Source organism: Micromonospora sp. NPDC004551 (assembly GCF_040609975.1).
Taxonomy (GTDB): Bacteria; Actinomycetota; Actinomycetes; order Mycobacteriales; family Micromonosporaceae; genus Micromonospora.
The window spans coordinates 91,784-105,101 of sequence record NZ_JBEXLM010000003.1 but is presented as its reverse complement, the minus strand read 5'-3'; the positions used below and the strand labels follow the sequence as shown (position 1 = coordinate 105,101).

At 73.3% G+C, this 13,318-nt stretch carries 13 protein-coding genes and 3 tRNA genes; 5 read left to right on the top strand and 11 right to left on the bottom strand.

The window, feature by feature from the left end; all coding sequences use genetic code 11:
• Window positions 1–119: 119 nt before the first annotated feature.
• Both leuD and leuC read right to left on the bottom strand, forming a co-directional pair.
• The gene (gene leuD / locus ABZW14_RS05900) at window positions 120–707 is read right to left on the bottom strand and encodes a 3-isopropylmalate dehydratase small subunit (protein ID WP_355340464.1); all 588 of its coding nucleotides are present in this window, start codon (window positions 705–707) and stop codon (window positions 120–122) included.
• A 15-nt stretch (window positions 708–722) separates the two neighbouring features.
• On the bottom strand, window positions 723–2,165 hold the full coding sequence (leuC, locus tag ABZW14_RS05895) for a 3-isopropylmalate dehydratase large subunit (protein ID WP_355340461.1): 1,443 nt from the start codon (window positions 2,163–2,165) through the stop codon (window positions 723–725).
• Window positions 2,166–2,214: 49 nt separating this feature from the next.
• Here leuC and ABZW14_RS05890 point away from each other — a divergent pair, with 49 nt between their 5' ends.
• A complete protein-coding gene (locus tag ABZW14_RS05890; protein ID WP_013284529.1) occupies window positions 2,215–2,901 on the top strand; it encodes an IclR family transcriptional regulator in 687 nt (228 codons plus the stop codon).
• A 219-nt stretch (window positions 2,902–3,120) separates the two neighbouring features.
• Here the strand turns inward: ABZW14_RS05890 and ABZW14_RS05885 are convergent.
• The 4 genes from ABZW14_RS05885 to ABZW14_RS05870 form a co-directional block, all read right to left on the bottom strand.
• Window positions 3,121–3,196 (bottom strand) — tRNA-Glu (locus ABZW14_RS05885).
• Between the two features lie 153 nt (window positions 3,197–3,349).
• A tRNA-Glu gene (locus tag ABZW14_RS05880) sits at window positions 3,350–3,422 on the bottom strand.
• Window positions 3,423–3,562: 140 nt separating this feature from the next.
• Window positions 3,563–3,634: transfer RNA gene (locus ABZW14_RS05875), tRNA-Gln, on the bottom strand.
• Between the two features lie 106 nt (window positions 3,635–3,740).
• Window positions 3,741–4,544, bottom strand: a complete 804-nt coding sequence (locus ABZW14_RS05870; protein WP_355340458.1) for a fumarylacetoacetate hydrolase family protein — start codon at window positions 4,542–4,544, stop codon at window positions 3,741–3,743.
• Between the two features lie 174 nt (window positions 4,545–4,718).
• Here ABZW14_RS05870 and ABZW14_RS05865 point away from each other — a divergent pair, with 174 nt between their 5' ends.
• Both ABZW14_RS05865 and ABZW14_RS05860 read left to right on the top strand, forming a co-directional pair.
• Window positions 4,719–6,086, top strand: coding sequence for a hypothetical protein (locus ABZW14_RS05865; protein ID WP_355340455.1), 1,368 nt, complete (start codon window positions 4,719–4,721; stop codon window positions 6,084–6,086).
• Window positions 6,087–6,120: 34 nt separating this feature from the next.
• On the top strand, window positions 6,121–7,011 hold the full coding sequence (locus tag ABZW14_RS05860; RefSeq protein ID WP_355340452.1) for a 3-methyladenine DNA glycosylase: 891 nt from the start codon (window positions 6,121–6,123) through the stop codon (window positions 7,009–7,011).
• Window positions 7,012–7,020: 9 nt separating this feature from the next.
• On the opposite strand, the gene sigJ is transcribed toward ABZW14_RS05860, so the two are convergent.
• Window positions 7,021–7,929 (bottom strand): RNA polymerase sigma factor SigJ, encoded by a 909-nt coding sequence (gene sigJ / locus ABZW14_RS05855; RefSeq protein WP_355340449.1) that lies wholly within the window; start codon window positions 7,927–7,929, stop codon window positions 7,021–7,023.
• Between the two features lie 108 nt (window positions 7,930–8,037).
• Here sigJ and ABZW14_RS05850 point away from each other — a divergent pair, with 108 nt between their 5' ends.
• A complete protein-coding gene (locus ABZW14_RS05850) occupies window positions 8,038–8,418 on the top strand; it encodes a hypothetical protein (RefSeq protein ID WP_355340446.1) in 381 nt (126 codons plus the stop codon).
• 21 nt (window positions 8,419–8,439) lie between these two features.
• Here ABZW14_RS05850 and ABZW14_RS05845 read toward each other — a convergent pair whose 3' ends face one another.
• The gene (locus ABZW14_RS05845; protein WP_355340443.1) at window positions 8,440–9,015 is read right to left on the bottom strand and encodes a GNAT family protein; all 576 of its coding nucleotides are present in this window, start codon (window positions 9,013–9,015) and stop codon (window positions 8,440–8,442) included.
• Window positions 9,016–9,134: 119 nt separating this feature from the next.
• On the opposite strand from ABZW14_RS05845, the gene ABZW14_RS05840 reads away from it, so the two are divergent.
• Entirely contained in the window at window positions 9,135–11,564 is a 2,430-nt protein-coding gene (locus ABZW14_RS05840) for a low temperature requirement protein A (RefSeq protein ID WP_355340440.1), read from the top strand.
• Window positions 11,565–11,576: 12 nt separating this feature from the next.
• On the opposite strand, the gene arfB is transcribed toward ABZW14_RS05840, so the two are convergent.
• From arfB to ABZW14_RS05825, 3 genes are all read right to left on the bottom strand, one after another.
• The gene (gene arfB, locus ABZW14_RS05835) at window positions 11,577–12,002 is read right to left on the bottom strand and encodes an alternative ribosome rescue aminoacyl-tRNA hydrolase ArfB (RefSeq protein WP_355340437.1); all 426 of its coding nucleotides are present in this window, start codon (window positions 12,000–12,002) and stop codon (window positions 11,577–11,579) included.
• 9 nt (window positions 12,003–12,011) lie between these two features.
• Window positions 12,012–12,320: a hypothetical protein gene (locus ABZW14_RS05830; protein WP_355340434.1), complete on the bottom strand. Its 309-nt coding sequence runs from the start codon at window positions 12,318–12,320 to the stop codon at window positions 12,012–12,014.
• 112 nt (window positions 12,321–12,432) lie between these two features.
• Window positions 12,433–13,293 (bottom strand): trypsin-like peptidase domain-containing protein, encoded by an 861-nt coding sequence (locus tag ABZW14_RS05825; RefSeq protein ID WP_355340431.1) that lies wholly within the window; start codon window positions 13,291–13,293, stop codon window positions 12,433–12,435.
• Window positions 13,294–13,318: the final 25 nt, after the last annotated feature.

Sequence of the window (13,318 nt, the reverse complement as noted above, 5' to 3'; positions counted from 1 at the left end):
CTGCGCGCACGGTATGCCCTGTGCTGCCTGGACACAAACATTCGGTGGAAAAAAGCCCTTGTGTCGTAACGGATTCGCCCCCACCGGCCGGGCCGGTGGGGGCGAAAAGCTATCTGCGGTCAGGCGACCGAGGGCAGGAACGACGGCCGGGAGGCCTCGTAGGCGCCGATCTCGGCCTCGTGCCGGAGCGTGAGTCCAATGTCATCCAAGCCCTCCATCAGCCGCCAACGGCTGTGGTCGTCCAGCGGGAACGCCCAGGTGGCGTCGCCGGCGTGGACCTGGCGGGCGGTGAGGTCGACCGTGATCGGGGTGGTCGGCTCGGATTCCACGAGATCCCACAGTTCTTCCACGGCTTTCAATTCCAACTCGACCGGAAGGAGACCTTCCTTGAGCGCGTTGCCGCGGAAGATGTCGCCGAAGCGCGGCGCGATCACGGCCCGGAAGCCCCAGTCCCGCAGTGCCCAGACGGCGTGCTCCCGGGAGGACCCGGTGCCGAACTCCGGGCCGGCGACCAGAATCGACGCACCCGAATAGGAGGGATCGTTGAGGACGAATGACGGGTCCTCCCGCCACGCGTTGAACAGCCCGTCCGCGAAACCGGTGCGGGTCACCCGCTTGAGGTACACGGCGGGGATGATCTGATCGGTGTCCACGTTGGACCGCCGCAGCGGCACGGCGGTGCCGGTGTGGGTGGTGAACTTGTCCATCTCTCGGCTGCCCTTCTACAGGTCGGCGGGGGCGGCCAGCCGGCCGACCACGGCGGTTGCGGCGGCGACCGGCGGGGACACCAGGTGCGTACGCCCGCCCCGGCCCTGGCGGCCCTCGAAGTTGCGGTTGGAGGTCGAGGCGGAGCGCTCACCGGGCTTCAGCGTGTCCGGGTTCATGCCCAGACACATGGAGCAGCCCGCGAAGCGCCACTCGGCGCCGGCGTCGGTGAAGACCTTGTCCAGCCCCTCCGCCTCGGCCGCCTCGCGGACCGCGGCCGAGCCGGGGACCACCAGCATGCGTACGCCGTCGGCGACCCGGTGCCCGCGCAGCACGTCGGCGGCGGCCCGCAGGTCCTCCAGCCGGCCGTTGGTGCAGGAGCCGACGAAGACCACGTCCACGGCCAGGTCCCGCAGGGCGGTGCCGGGCGAGAGGTCCATGTACTCCAGGGCCCGGCGGGCGGCGACCCGCTCCGGCTCGGTGACGAACTCCTCCGGGTCCGGCACGACGGCACCCAGCGGCACGCCCTGACCGGGGTTGGTGCCCCAGGTGACGAAGGGCGTGATCCGGCCGGCGTCCAGGGTCACCTCGGTGTCGAAGGTCGCCCCCTCGTCGGTGGGCAGCGTCCGCCAGTACTCCACGGCCGCGTCCCAGTCGGCCCCCTGTGGCGCGTTGGGCCGACCCTTGAGGTACGCGAACGTGGTCTCGTCCGGCGCGATCATGCCGGCCTTGGCGCCCCACTCGATGGACATGTTCGCGATCGTCATCCGGCCCTCCATGGAGAGGCCCCGGATCGCCTCGCCGCGGTACTCCACGATGTGGCCGCGGCCGCCGCCCGTGCCCACCTGGGCGATCAGGGCGAGCACCAGGTCCTTGGCGGTCACCCCGGGGGCGAGCCGGCCCGTGACGTTCACGGCCATCGTCTTCGGGCGGGCCTGCGGCAGCGTCTGGGTGGCCAGCACGTGCTCGACCTCACTGGTGCCGATGCCGAAGGCCAGCGCCCCGAACGCGCCGTGGGTGGCGGTGTGCGAGTCGCCGCAGACGATCGTCATGCCGGGCTGGGTGAGGCCGAGCTGGGGGCCGATGACGTGCACGATGCCCTGGTTCTCGTCGCCCAGCGGGTGCAGCCGCACGCCGAACTCGGCGCAGTTGCGGCGCAGCGTCTCGATCTGGGTGCGGGAGGTGGGGTCCGCGATCGTGAGCAGGTCGCCGCGCCGGGAGCGGAACGCCGGGTCGTCGTACCCGGTCGGGGTGTTGTGGTCCTCGGTCGCGACCGTGAGGTCCGTGCGGCGGACCCGGCGGCCGGCCAGGCGCAGCCCGTCGAAGGCCTGCGGGCTGGTGACCTCGTGGAGCAGGTGCAGGTCGATGAAGAGCAGGTCCGGCTCGCCGGCGGCGGAGCGGACGACGTGCGCGTCCCAGACCTTCTCGGCCAGGGTCCTCGGTTGAGTGACTCCCACCATCTGGACATCCTAAATTCTGGGAGGTAAATTTCGGCTTGTGGGACACAGTATGAGCGGTGTCGGCGTTCTCGACAAGGCGGTGGTCATCCTGGCCGCCTGCGTCGACGGCGCCAGCCTGGCCGAACTCGTTGAACGCACCAAGCTGCCCCGGGCCACCGCGCACCGGCTGGCACAGGCCCTGGAGATCCACCGGATGCTGGTCCGGGACACCCAGGGCCGCTGGCGCCCGGGCCCCCGGCTCGGCGAGCTGGCCAACGCCGCGCCGGACGTGCTGCTGACCGCGGCCGAGCCGCTGCTCGCCGCGCTGCGGGACGCCACGGGCGAAAGCGCCCAGCTCTACCTGCGCCGCGCCGACGAGCGGATCTGCGTGGCCGCGGCCGAGCGGGCCAGTGGCCTGCGGGACACCGTGCCGGTCGGCTCCGTGCTGCCCATGACGGCCGGGTCGGCGGCGCAGATCCTGCTCGCCTGGGAGCCGCCCGAGGCGGTCATGCCGCTGCTGCCCCGGTCGAAGTTCACCGGCCGCACCCTCGCCGAGGTACGCCGCCGTGGCTGGGCGCAGAGCGTCGCCGAGCGGGAGGCCGGTGTGGCGAGCGTCTCAGCCCCGATCCGCGACCGCACCGGCCGGGTCATCGCCGCGATCAGCATCTCCGGCCCGATCGAACGCCTGGGCCGCCGCCCCGGCGAACGCCACGCCATGGCCGTGGTCCGAGCCGGCCAACGCCTCTCCGGCCTGTAACCCCGCCCCGCCCCGCCCCGCCCCGCCCCGCCCCGCACCGCCCCCGCCCTCGGCCTGCCCGCCCCTCGCCGTGTTGATCAAGAAGTTTGCGTCACGCATCGGCCCGATCCCGACGCAAACTTCTTGATCAACGCGGGGGGATCGGCGGGCGTGCGTGGGCGAGCCGTCCCTGGAACGGCGAACGGCCCGTCTCGCGGGAGCGAGACGGGCCGTTCGGTGTGGTAGCCCCGACCGGATTCGAACCGGCGCTACCGCCTTGAGAGGGCGGCGTCCTGGGCCGCTAGACGACGGGGCCAGGCACTTTTCCTGCTTCACCGCCCTGACGAGCGGTGCGGCAGTAGTCTAGCGGCACCGCATCCGGCCCCCACGCCGGGGTCGGGCCGCCGGACCATCGGCACCACATGACAACAGCCCGCCCCAACGAGGTGGGACGGGCTGCCAGCGGTTGTAGCCCCGACCGGATTCGAACCGGCGCTACCGCCTTGAGAGGGCGGCGTCCTGGGCCGCTAGACGACGGGGCCAGAACTTCATGCTTCCGCGCGCCCTCGCGGGCGGGGAAGCTGCACTCTATCAGAGATCATCTGCCGCTCCTCGTCGCGAGGAGCGGAGCGGAACTCCGCCAGAATCCAGCGTCCGGGATTCTCGCGAATCCGCGGCTGCGCTGGGGTACCAGGACTCGAACCTAGACTAACTGAACCAGAATCAGTCGGGCTGCCAATTACCCCATACCCCATTGGCCCCTTGCGGCGCCAGGAATGAACTTTACCCTCCCGGTGCCGACAGGCCAAATCCAACCCCTCGAACCGCCCCTGAACTGCGGAAACGAGGCGTCGGACGCATCAGGCGACCGGAACCACCGGGTTGGTGAGCTCGCCGATCCCCTCGATCCGCACGGTGACCGTATCCCCGTCCGTGAGCGGGCTAACCCCGGCCGGCGTGCCGGTCAGAACCACGTCACCGGGGAGCAACGTCATGACGTGGGAGATGTACGACACCAGGGCCGGCACGTCGAACACCATGTCCTTGGTGCGGCCGAGCTGGCGTACCTCCATCTCCTCCGGGTTGCGGCCCACCTCACAGCGGACCTCCAGGTCGGTGACGTCCAGCCCCGTGGTGATCCACGGCCCGATCGGGCAGAACGAGTCGAAGCCCTTGGCCCGGGTCCACTGCCCGTCAGAGCGCTGGAGGTCCCGCGCCGTGATGTCGTTGGCGCAGGTGTAGCCGAAGATGGCCCGCTCGGCGGCGGCCCGGTCGGCCCGGCGGGCGCCCGGCGCGCCGATCACCACGGCCAGTTCCGCCTCGTGCTCGACCTGCTTGGAGAAGATCGGCAACCGGATGGCGTCGCGGGGGCCGATCACCGAGGTGGACGGCTTGAGGAAGAGCAGGGGCTCCTTGGGCACCTCGCTGCCGTGCTCGGCGGCGTGTTCGGCGTAGTTGCGGCCCACGCAGACCACCTTGCTCGGCAGGATCGGCGAGAGCAGCCGGACGTCGGAGAGCGCCCAGCGGGCGCCGGAGAACTGGATCTGGCCGAACGGGTGGCCGTCGATCTCGGCGATGGTCAGACCCTGCGGCCCGGCCTCCGGCTCGCCCTCGACGACCCCGAACGACATTCCCTTGGCATGAGCGAAACGAGCGATACGCACCCGGCCAATCTATCCCCGGCGGCGGGCCGGGCCACGCCCGACGCGGCCGCCGGCTCCGCGGGGACGTCCGGCGCGCCAGGGTACGTCGGGCGGCGTCGGCCGGGGTGGGATTGCGAATTTCGTACCCGCCCGGCGGGCCCGGGCCCATAGCTTCGGGGCCGGAGGTTCGTTCGTATGCCTGCATCGAGACGACACCACAGGACCCTGGCAGTGCTCGTGAACTGCCTCGGCATCATCGCGGCCGTTTCCGCGCTGCCCGCAGCGGCCCCCAGGGCGGAGGCCGCGCCGGCGCAACCGGCCGCGCCGCCGCCCGCGGCGGCCCGGGCCACCCCGATCCCGACCGGGATGCCGGCGGCGCCACCGGCGATGCCGACCACGAAGGCGGCGCCGATCCAGCTCAGCACGCCACCGGTCACCGTGGCGGTGGCCGCGGCCGGCACCCCGGCGCCCGGATACCGGATCCAGGTCCGCAACGCCGGGCCGACGCCGGTGGAGACGACGGTCCGGCAGGAGTTGCCGGCCGGGTCCCGGGCGACCGCGGTGACCGGCGGTGGCCGGGCCAACAGCCCGATCGGATCGGCGACCGCCGGTGCGGTGACCTGGCGGCTGCGGCTGCCGGGGCGGAGCACCACCACGCTGAACACCGCGCTCAGCACGGCCGCTCCGGGCCGGCCGGTGACCGCACCGACCTGTGCGTACGGCACCGACGGCACGCGACCGTACGACTGCGCCACGGCGACGTGGACGGGGTCGAGGGTCCCGGCGGCGCAGGTGAGCGCGGCGGCCCCGGCCTGGCGCCGCCCGCCGGTGCTGCTGGCCGCGCTGGCCGCGCTCCTGGTCGTGACCGGCGGTGTGCTGTGGTGGGCGTGGCGACGGCGGCGTGCGCGGCCGGGCCCGGTTTCGGCGGCCACCGGCGTCCCGCCGGTCGCCGGTGGCGTGGGCGGCCCGGCGGACCGCGGCACGGTCTACCCGCGTCCGGCGATGCCCACGCCCGCCGGGCGCCGCCGGCGGCCACCGGTCTGGCTGGTGGCCGGGGTGGCGGCCGCGGTGCTGGCCGGCGTGGTCGGCGCGGCGGCGTGGACGGCCACCCAGCGGGTCGCCGCCATGGACACCACCAAGCAGCCGACCAGCGGCGCCTGGGTGGGCAACAGCGTCACGGGCGCGCTCGGCGTCCCGCTGCGCGAGACCGCGTTCGAGTTCACCGTCTACCGGCTGACCTGCGGCGCGGGGACGCTGCCGGCGGCGCCGGGCGGTGGCAAGCAGTGCCTGGCCACGGTCGGGGTGCGCAACCTCACGGGCGGCGAGCAGACCTGGCACGGGCAGTTGCAGCGGGCGTACCTGTCCGGGGGCAACTGGGTGGCCACCGACGAGAACGCCACCCGGGTGGCGAACCTCGGCCGGGACGTCTTCGCCCAGCCGGTCGCCGCGGGCTCCCGGGTGCTGCTGCCGCTCGTGTTCACCGTGCACGGCGACGACCCGCCGAAGCAGTTGGAGCTGCGCAGCGGCGTCTTCTCGGCCGGGGTGCGGGTGGACGTGCGGTGATCCGGGGGCGGGCGGCGGTCGTACCCTTGGGTCCGTGACCGCCGCCCTCGCCCCCGCCACCTGGCTTGCACGCCTGCGGGCTCACGAGGAGCGCGCCGACTCCCTCACCGCGGGGCACCGCGCCCGGAAGGCGACGGGGGAACGTCACGCGATCGACGACTTCCTCTACGACTACTACGGCACCAGGCCGTCCATGCTGCGGCGGTGGCACCCGGGCGTCGGGGTCATCCTGGAGCCCGGCCCGGACGGGCCCGCACCACACGGGAAGTGGCGGTGGTACGCCGCGGACGCGGACGGGGCTGTGAGCTTCGACGCCGTGGCGTTCCTCGCCGACCGGGCGGAGTCGGTGCGCTTCATCCACCGGCTGTTGTCCTCGATCGCGTCGCGTCCGGCCTTCACCGGTTGCTTCGGTCTGCACGAGTGGGCGATGGTGTACCGCCAGCGGGAGCATCGGCACCCGCTCCCCCTGCGCCTCGGCCAGGAGGGCACCGACGCGGTGGTCGAGTCGCACCAGATCCGCTGCACGCACTTCGACGCGTTCCGGTTCTTCACCCCGGACGCGGTCCGCCTCAACCGGCTCCGGCCCACGAGGGAGAGCCAGGTGGAGCTCGACCAGCCGGGTTGCCTGCACGCCTCGATGGACTGCCACAAGTGGGCCACCAAGCTGGGCCCCGCGGTTCCGGGAGAGCTGGCGCTGGACTGCTTCGCGCTGGCGAGGGACATCCGGCTGCTCGACATGCAGGCGTCCCCGTACGACTTCTCCTCGTACGGCGAACCGCCGGTGGCCATCGAGACCCCAGAGGGCAAGGCGGAGTACGTCGCACGCCAACGCGAGTTCGCGCAGCGGGCCGGCCGCCTTCGAGCCCGGCTGATCGAGGTCTGCGCGACCCTGCTGGATCCGGCGGAGGCACGGATCGGGGTGTGACTCGGGAGGCTAGACCTCCCGCGTCCACGGCCGCAGCTTCTCCGGGTTGCGGACCGCCCAGATCCGGCTGACGCGCCCGTCGGAGACGTCGAACGACGCCACCGTCAGGACGACGCCGGAGTGCTGGGCCACCAGGCCCGGCACACCGTTGACCGACCGCTCCACGAGTTCGAGCCCCGGTGCCCGGTCGGCGATGGCGACCAGGTACCGGGCGATGCGTACGCCGCCCTCGACCGGGTGCAGGACGGTGCCGACCAGGCCGCCGCCGTCGGCGGTCATCACGGCGGCCGGGTTGAGGAGACTGACGAGGGCGGCGATGTCCTTGGCCTCCCATGCCCTCTTGACGTGCCGCACCACCTCGGCATGGCCGGTCGCCGGCACCGGGGCGCGCGCGGCGCCGACCCGCCGCCGGGCGGAGGCCGCCAGCTGCTTGCAGGCCGCCGGGGTCCGGCCGAGGACGTCGGCGATCTCGGCGAACGGGTACCGGAAGACCTCGTGCAGGACGAAGGCCACCCGCTCGGCGGGCGTCGCCGACTCCAGGACGACGAGGAAGGCCATGGCCACGGACTCGTCCAGCACGATCTGGTCGGCGGGATCCGCCGGGCCGGTGGGATCGGCGCCGCCCGCGTGGTCCCACTCGGTGCGGTCGGGCAGCGGCTCGGGCAGCCACGCGCCGACATAGCGTTCGCGGCGGGCCCGTGCCGAGCCGAGCAGGTCCAGGCAGATGCGGCTGGTCACCGTCGTCAGCCAGGCGCCGGGGGACCGGATCTCCTCCTGCCGGCTTCGTGGCAGCCCGTACCAGCGGGCGTAGGCGTCCTGGACGGCGTCCTCGGCCTCGGTGACCGAACCGAGCAACCGGTAGGCGACATTGATCAGTTGGCGTCGCTCGCCGGCGATCTCGTCTGTGCGGCTCCTCACAGTTCCCATGCTTCCGGCCGACCTCGCCTTACCTTTCGCCGGCCCGTGTCGTCGGGCTGGTGAAACCTTAACGATCTACTGCCCGAGGGCGGAAAAGGGGACTGTGACATGGCCACCCAGGCGACGGCGACGGTGACGGCGAACGCGCGGCGCGGCTTCTCGTTCCTGCAGATCGCGATCACCCTGCAGACCCTGACCATCTTCCTTCAGGCGGTCTCCGCCGGGCTGCTGCTGACCTCGTCCTACGGGGAGACGCTGCACAGCGTCGGAGCCCGGGTGATGTACGGGGCGTCGATGCTGTACGTGCTCGCGGCGGTGCTGGCCTGGAAGCCGGGCGGCGGCTCGGCCCGGCCGATCTGGCACGCGTCGGGCTTCCTCGTGCTCGCCTCGGTCCAGGTCGTGCTCGGCATCGCGCACGTGCCGTCGGTCCACCTGCCCCTGGGTGTGCTGATGTTCGGTCTGAGCGTGCTGGCGCTGGCCCGCCGCTGAGGGACGCCCGTCCCCGCGGGGTCACCCGGCCGGGTGGCCCCGGTGCACGGCCCACTCGTCGGCCAGGACCGACATGACGGTGGCGTCCACCCAGGCGTCGCCGTCCCGGAGGACCTGCCGCAGCGTGCCCTCGGCCACGAACCCGACCTTCTCGTAGACCCGGCGGGCGCGCGGGTTGAAGGCGAACACCTCCAGCCCGATCCGGTGAAGGCCGAGCTGCTCGAAGCCGTACCCGACGATGAGCCGGACAGCCTCGGTGCCGAGGCCGCGGTCGCGCCCGGCGGGGCCGATCAGCGTGCGGAAGTTGCAGCTGAGGTTGTGCCGGTCCCACTCGTTGAGGACGACCTCGCCCACGCAGGTCCCGGTCGCCCGGTCCACCACGGCCAGGTCGAGCCGGTCGGGCTGGCTGTTACGGGTGCCGTACCAGGCCCGCAGCCGGGCCGGTTCGAGCCCCTCTCCGGGCGGGCTGCCGGTGAGCCGGGCCACCTCGGGGTCGGCCAGGATCGCCTCGAAGGCCGCGAGGTCGTCGTCGACGAACGGGCGCAGCAGGGCACGTTCGCCGGTGAGGGTGGGCTTGACGGAGAAATCGCTCGGCACCCGGCGGATTCTGGGCGACGGCGTGGCGGGTCCTCAAACCGTTTTCCGCCTCGTGGCCGGTCGACGTCGATTGGGACGGATCTCCGGTCCGGGCCCGGCCGGGTTGGCACAGTGAGGTGGTGGGCGGCGTCGGTCGGATCCAGCTGGCCGGCGACGCGGGCGGCGTCAGTCGGCTGGAGCTCTTCGTCGACCTGATCTTCGTCTTCGCGTTCCTCAACATCACCGGGGTGACCGCCGAGCAGCTCAACCCGGCCGGGCTGCCGCGCGGCCTGCTGCTGCTCGTGCTGCTCTGGTGGTGCTGGGTGCCGTTCGCCTGGCTGGGCAGCACCGTCCGCCTGGACCGCGGGGTCATGCCGGTGGTGATGTTCGGGCTCAGCGCCACCCTGTTCGTGATGGGCCTGACGGTGCGCGAGGCGTTCCTCGACAGGCCCGGCGGGCTGTCCGGGCCGGTGGTCTTCGCCCTCTGCTACCTGGTCGTGCGGGGCACCGCGCTGGCCCTGGCCGCAGTGGCCACGGCCGGGCAGCAGGGACTCCGGCGGCTGGCGCTGCGAGCCTGGCCTCCGGCGTTGGCCGGCGCGCTGTTCCTGCTCGCCGCCGCGTTGGTCCCCGGCCAGGTGTCGAACGGCGTGACCGGGGAGTGGATCCGTTTCGCACTGGTGGGCTGCGCCATCGTCGCCGAGTACGGCGGGGCGGCTCTGGTCCCCGCGGACCTGTGGCGGATCGGCTCGATCTCGCACTGGGCGGAGCGACACGCTCTGATCATCCTGATCGGGTTCGGCGAGTCGATCATCTCGGTGGGGCTGAGTCAGGGGGTGGCGGCGACCCAACCGCTGACCCCGGGGGTGCTGGTCGGGGCACTGCTCGGGGTGGCACTGGCCGGCGGCCTGTGGTGGACGTACTTCGACGTGGCCCGGTTCGCGGCCGAGCAGGCGATGGAGCGGGCCGTCGGCACGCGGCGCGCGCTGCTCGGCCGGGACGCGTACAGCTTCCTGCACCTGCCGATGATGACCGGGCTGATCCTGGTGGCGCTCGGCCTGAAGAAGGTGCTCAGCGAGCTGCAGGTGGGCAGCGACGAGGCGAGCCCGATGCTCACGCTGGTGGTGCTCCACGGCGGGGTGGTGCTCTACCTGCTGGGGCTGGTGCTGTTCGAGGTGCGGACGCTGCGCATCCTGGGCCGGTCCCCGGTGCTCGGCATCCTGCTGGTGGCCGGGCTGGCGTCCCTCGCCCCGCACCTGCCGACGCTGGCCGTGCTGGCCCTGCTGGCCGCGGCGGTGGGCGCGACCGCGCTGGCCGACGTGACCGTCTTCCGGCGCCGGCACCGCCGGCTGCACGCGATGATCGGCCCGGTACAGAGGCACGCCGGGGTCACCCCGAAGGAGCTCTTCTTCGACCTCGTCTTCGTCTACGCGTTCCTCCAGGTGGCTGCGCTGATGGCCGACGATCCGACGTGGACCGGCCTGACGCGCGGGCTCCTGGTGCTCGCCGTGCTCTGGCAGGCCTGGTGCGCGTACGTCTGGCTGGCGGCCGAGGTCCGGTCGGAGAGTCCGGTGGTCCGCCTGGTCATGGTGCTGGTGGTGGCCCTCACCGCGCTGATCACGCTGGCCAGCCCGCAGGCGCTCGACGACTCGCGCGGCGGCCTGCCCGGGCCGCTGGTCTTCGTCGCCTGCTATGCGGCCATCCGGCTGTTGCACCTGGCCTCGTTCGGGCTGGTGGCCTGGCAGGATCCGGGGTGGCGGACGCCGCCGGTGTGGGCCGCCGTGCCGACCCTGGTCTCGCTCGGCCTGATGCTGGTCGCCGCGCTGCTGCCGCTGCCGGTCGGCGACGTCCGCCAGTTCTCCCCGCCGCGGGTCGGGTTGTGGCTGCTCGCCATCGCGGTCGACCTGGCCGGGAACGCCCGGGTGGGCCTGCGCCACCTCAGTGTGCGCTCGGCGGAGCACTGGGCCGACCGGCACAGTCTGATCATCATCATCGGGCTCGGGGAGGCGGTGATCTCGATGGGCAGCGCCGTGGTCCACACGCCGATCTCGGCCCGGATCGTGGTGGCGGTCTTCTTCGGCACCGCCCTGCTGGCCGCCCTGTGGTGGGCCTACTTCGGTTGGGACAGCACCGAGGGGGAACGGGTGCTGGCGGCCAGCGACCTGCGCGCCCGCACCCGGCTGGCCCGCGACGCGTACACGTGGCTGCACCTGCCGATGGTGGCGGGGATCGTGCTGGTCTCGCTCGGCCTGCGCAAGACCATGTCGGTGCTGGGCAGCCGGGGCTTCTTCGAGCTCGGGGAGCCGCTGTATCCGCTGGCGCACGCCGCGCTCTTCGGCGGGGTCCTGCTCTACCTGTTCGGCGTCCAGGCGTTCCGGTTGCGGATGACCGGGCGCTGGCGTCGAGCCCGGCTGGTGCAGGCCCTGGGGGTGGCGGCGCTGCTGCCCCTGACGGCCGGGCTGCCGGCGTTGCTCGCGCTGGCCCTGCTGGCCGCGGTGTGCCTGGCCCTCACCGCGTTCGAGGTGCTCCACGACCACGAGGGGGCCGCGACCGGGCCGGTGCCGCCGCGCTGACCCGCGGGCGGGTCAGTCGCCGTCCACCCGGCGGTCGCGCTTGCGCTGGGACTGCCGCTTCTTCTCGGCCAGCCGGCGCTCCTTGGCCGCGCGGGACGGGCGGGTGGGCCGGCGCGGCTTCGGTGGCGGCGCGACCGCCTCGCGCAGCAGGGCGGCCATCCGTTCGCGGGCCGCCTCCCGGTTCGCCAGTTGCGCCCGGTGCTCGCTGGCGGCCACGGTGAGCACCCCGTCGACCAGCCGCCCGGCGAGCCGGTCCAGCGCGCGGGCGCGCAGCGGCTCGGGCACGCTCGGCGACCCGGCCAGGTCGAAGCTCAGCTCGACCCGGGAGTCGGTCGTGTTGACTCCCTGGCCACCCGGGCCGGACGACCGGGAGAAGCGTTCCCGCAGCTCGGCGTCGGGCACCACGAGCCGGTCGGTCACCCGCAGTCCGTCGTCCACGCCCCGAGGTTAGCGGCCGGCGCGGTGCCCCGGGGTGGCGGTCACGGTCGGGGTCGGGGTGGGCGCCGGGTCCGCGCGTTCGTGATCCGACCCGGCCGCCGCGTACGCCGCCGCCCCGACCAGCAGCAGCGCGATCACACCGATCTTGAGGACCACCGCCCGGATCGCCATCCAGGCGGTACGCCGGGCGCCCGGCACGCTGGTCCGGATCGTCTTGTAGTCCTTCCAACCCCGCTGCGCGCGGGCGTACGACGCGCCGACACCGGCGCCGATGACCAGGCCCACCAGGAGGAGGGCCGCGATGACAGCTTGCTCCACCCACGCCAGTATCCATACTCAGCGTAATATTTCTATGGGCCTATGGCCCCACGCCGGATATCCGACAGTTCCCGCCCGGCACGACGGCGCAGGTCAGGGCCCGCCGGCCCGGTCAGCCGCCCCGGCCGATGATGGTGTCGGCGGTCTGCTGCACCTGGTCGATCGGGATGGCGAAACCGATGCCGATCGAGCCGTTGCCGTCGATGGTGGCGATGGCCGTGTTCACCCCGACCACCTCGCCGCGCGCGTTGACCAGGGGCCCACCGGAGTTGCCCGGGTTGATGGAGGCGTCGGTCTGCACGGCGCTGTGCCGTCCGTTGCCGATGCGCACCTGCCGGTTGAGCGCGCTGACGATACCGGCCGTGACGGTGCCGGCCAGGCCGAGCGGGGAGCCGACCGCGAGCACCGGCTCACCCACCCGGGTGGAGTTCGCCTTGGCCAGCGGCAGCGCCGTCAACCGGGCCGACGCCGGCACCTTCAGCACCGCCAGGTCGCTGCCCGGCTCCCGCCCCACCACCTCGGCGGTGAACCGGCGCCCGTCGGAGGTCTCCACCGTCACCGGTCCGGAGCCGCCCCGGGACAGGATGTGGTCGTTGGTCACGATGTGCTGCTCGTTGTCGATGGCGAAACCGGAGCCGCTGGCCGACGTGCCGGACGACCCGCCGACCATCACCGAGACCACCCCGGGAACGGTCCTCTCGGCGGCGGTGACCAGCTCCGCCGGCACCGGCGCCGCGGAGGCCGCGGCCGGGCCGGGTGCGTCGCGGTCGGCGGCCCAGGTGCCGGCCGCCGCACCCGAGACCGTGGAGAGGGCCACCACCGCCGCCGCGCTCAGCATGCGGCGGCGCCAGCCGCGCCGCGCGGCGTCCCGCTCCGATCCGGGTACGTCCCAGCGCCCGCGCCCGTCCGGGTCCAGCTCCGGCGAGACGAACCACGGGCCGCGCGGCTCGCCGAGTCCGGTCTGCACTGCCATACCTGGGCTCCTCACGTGTCGTGCG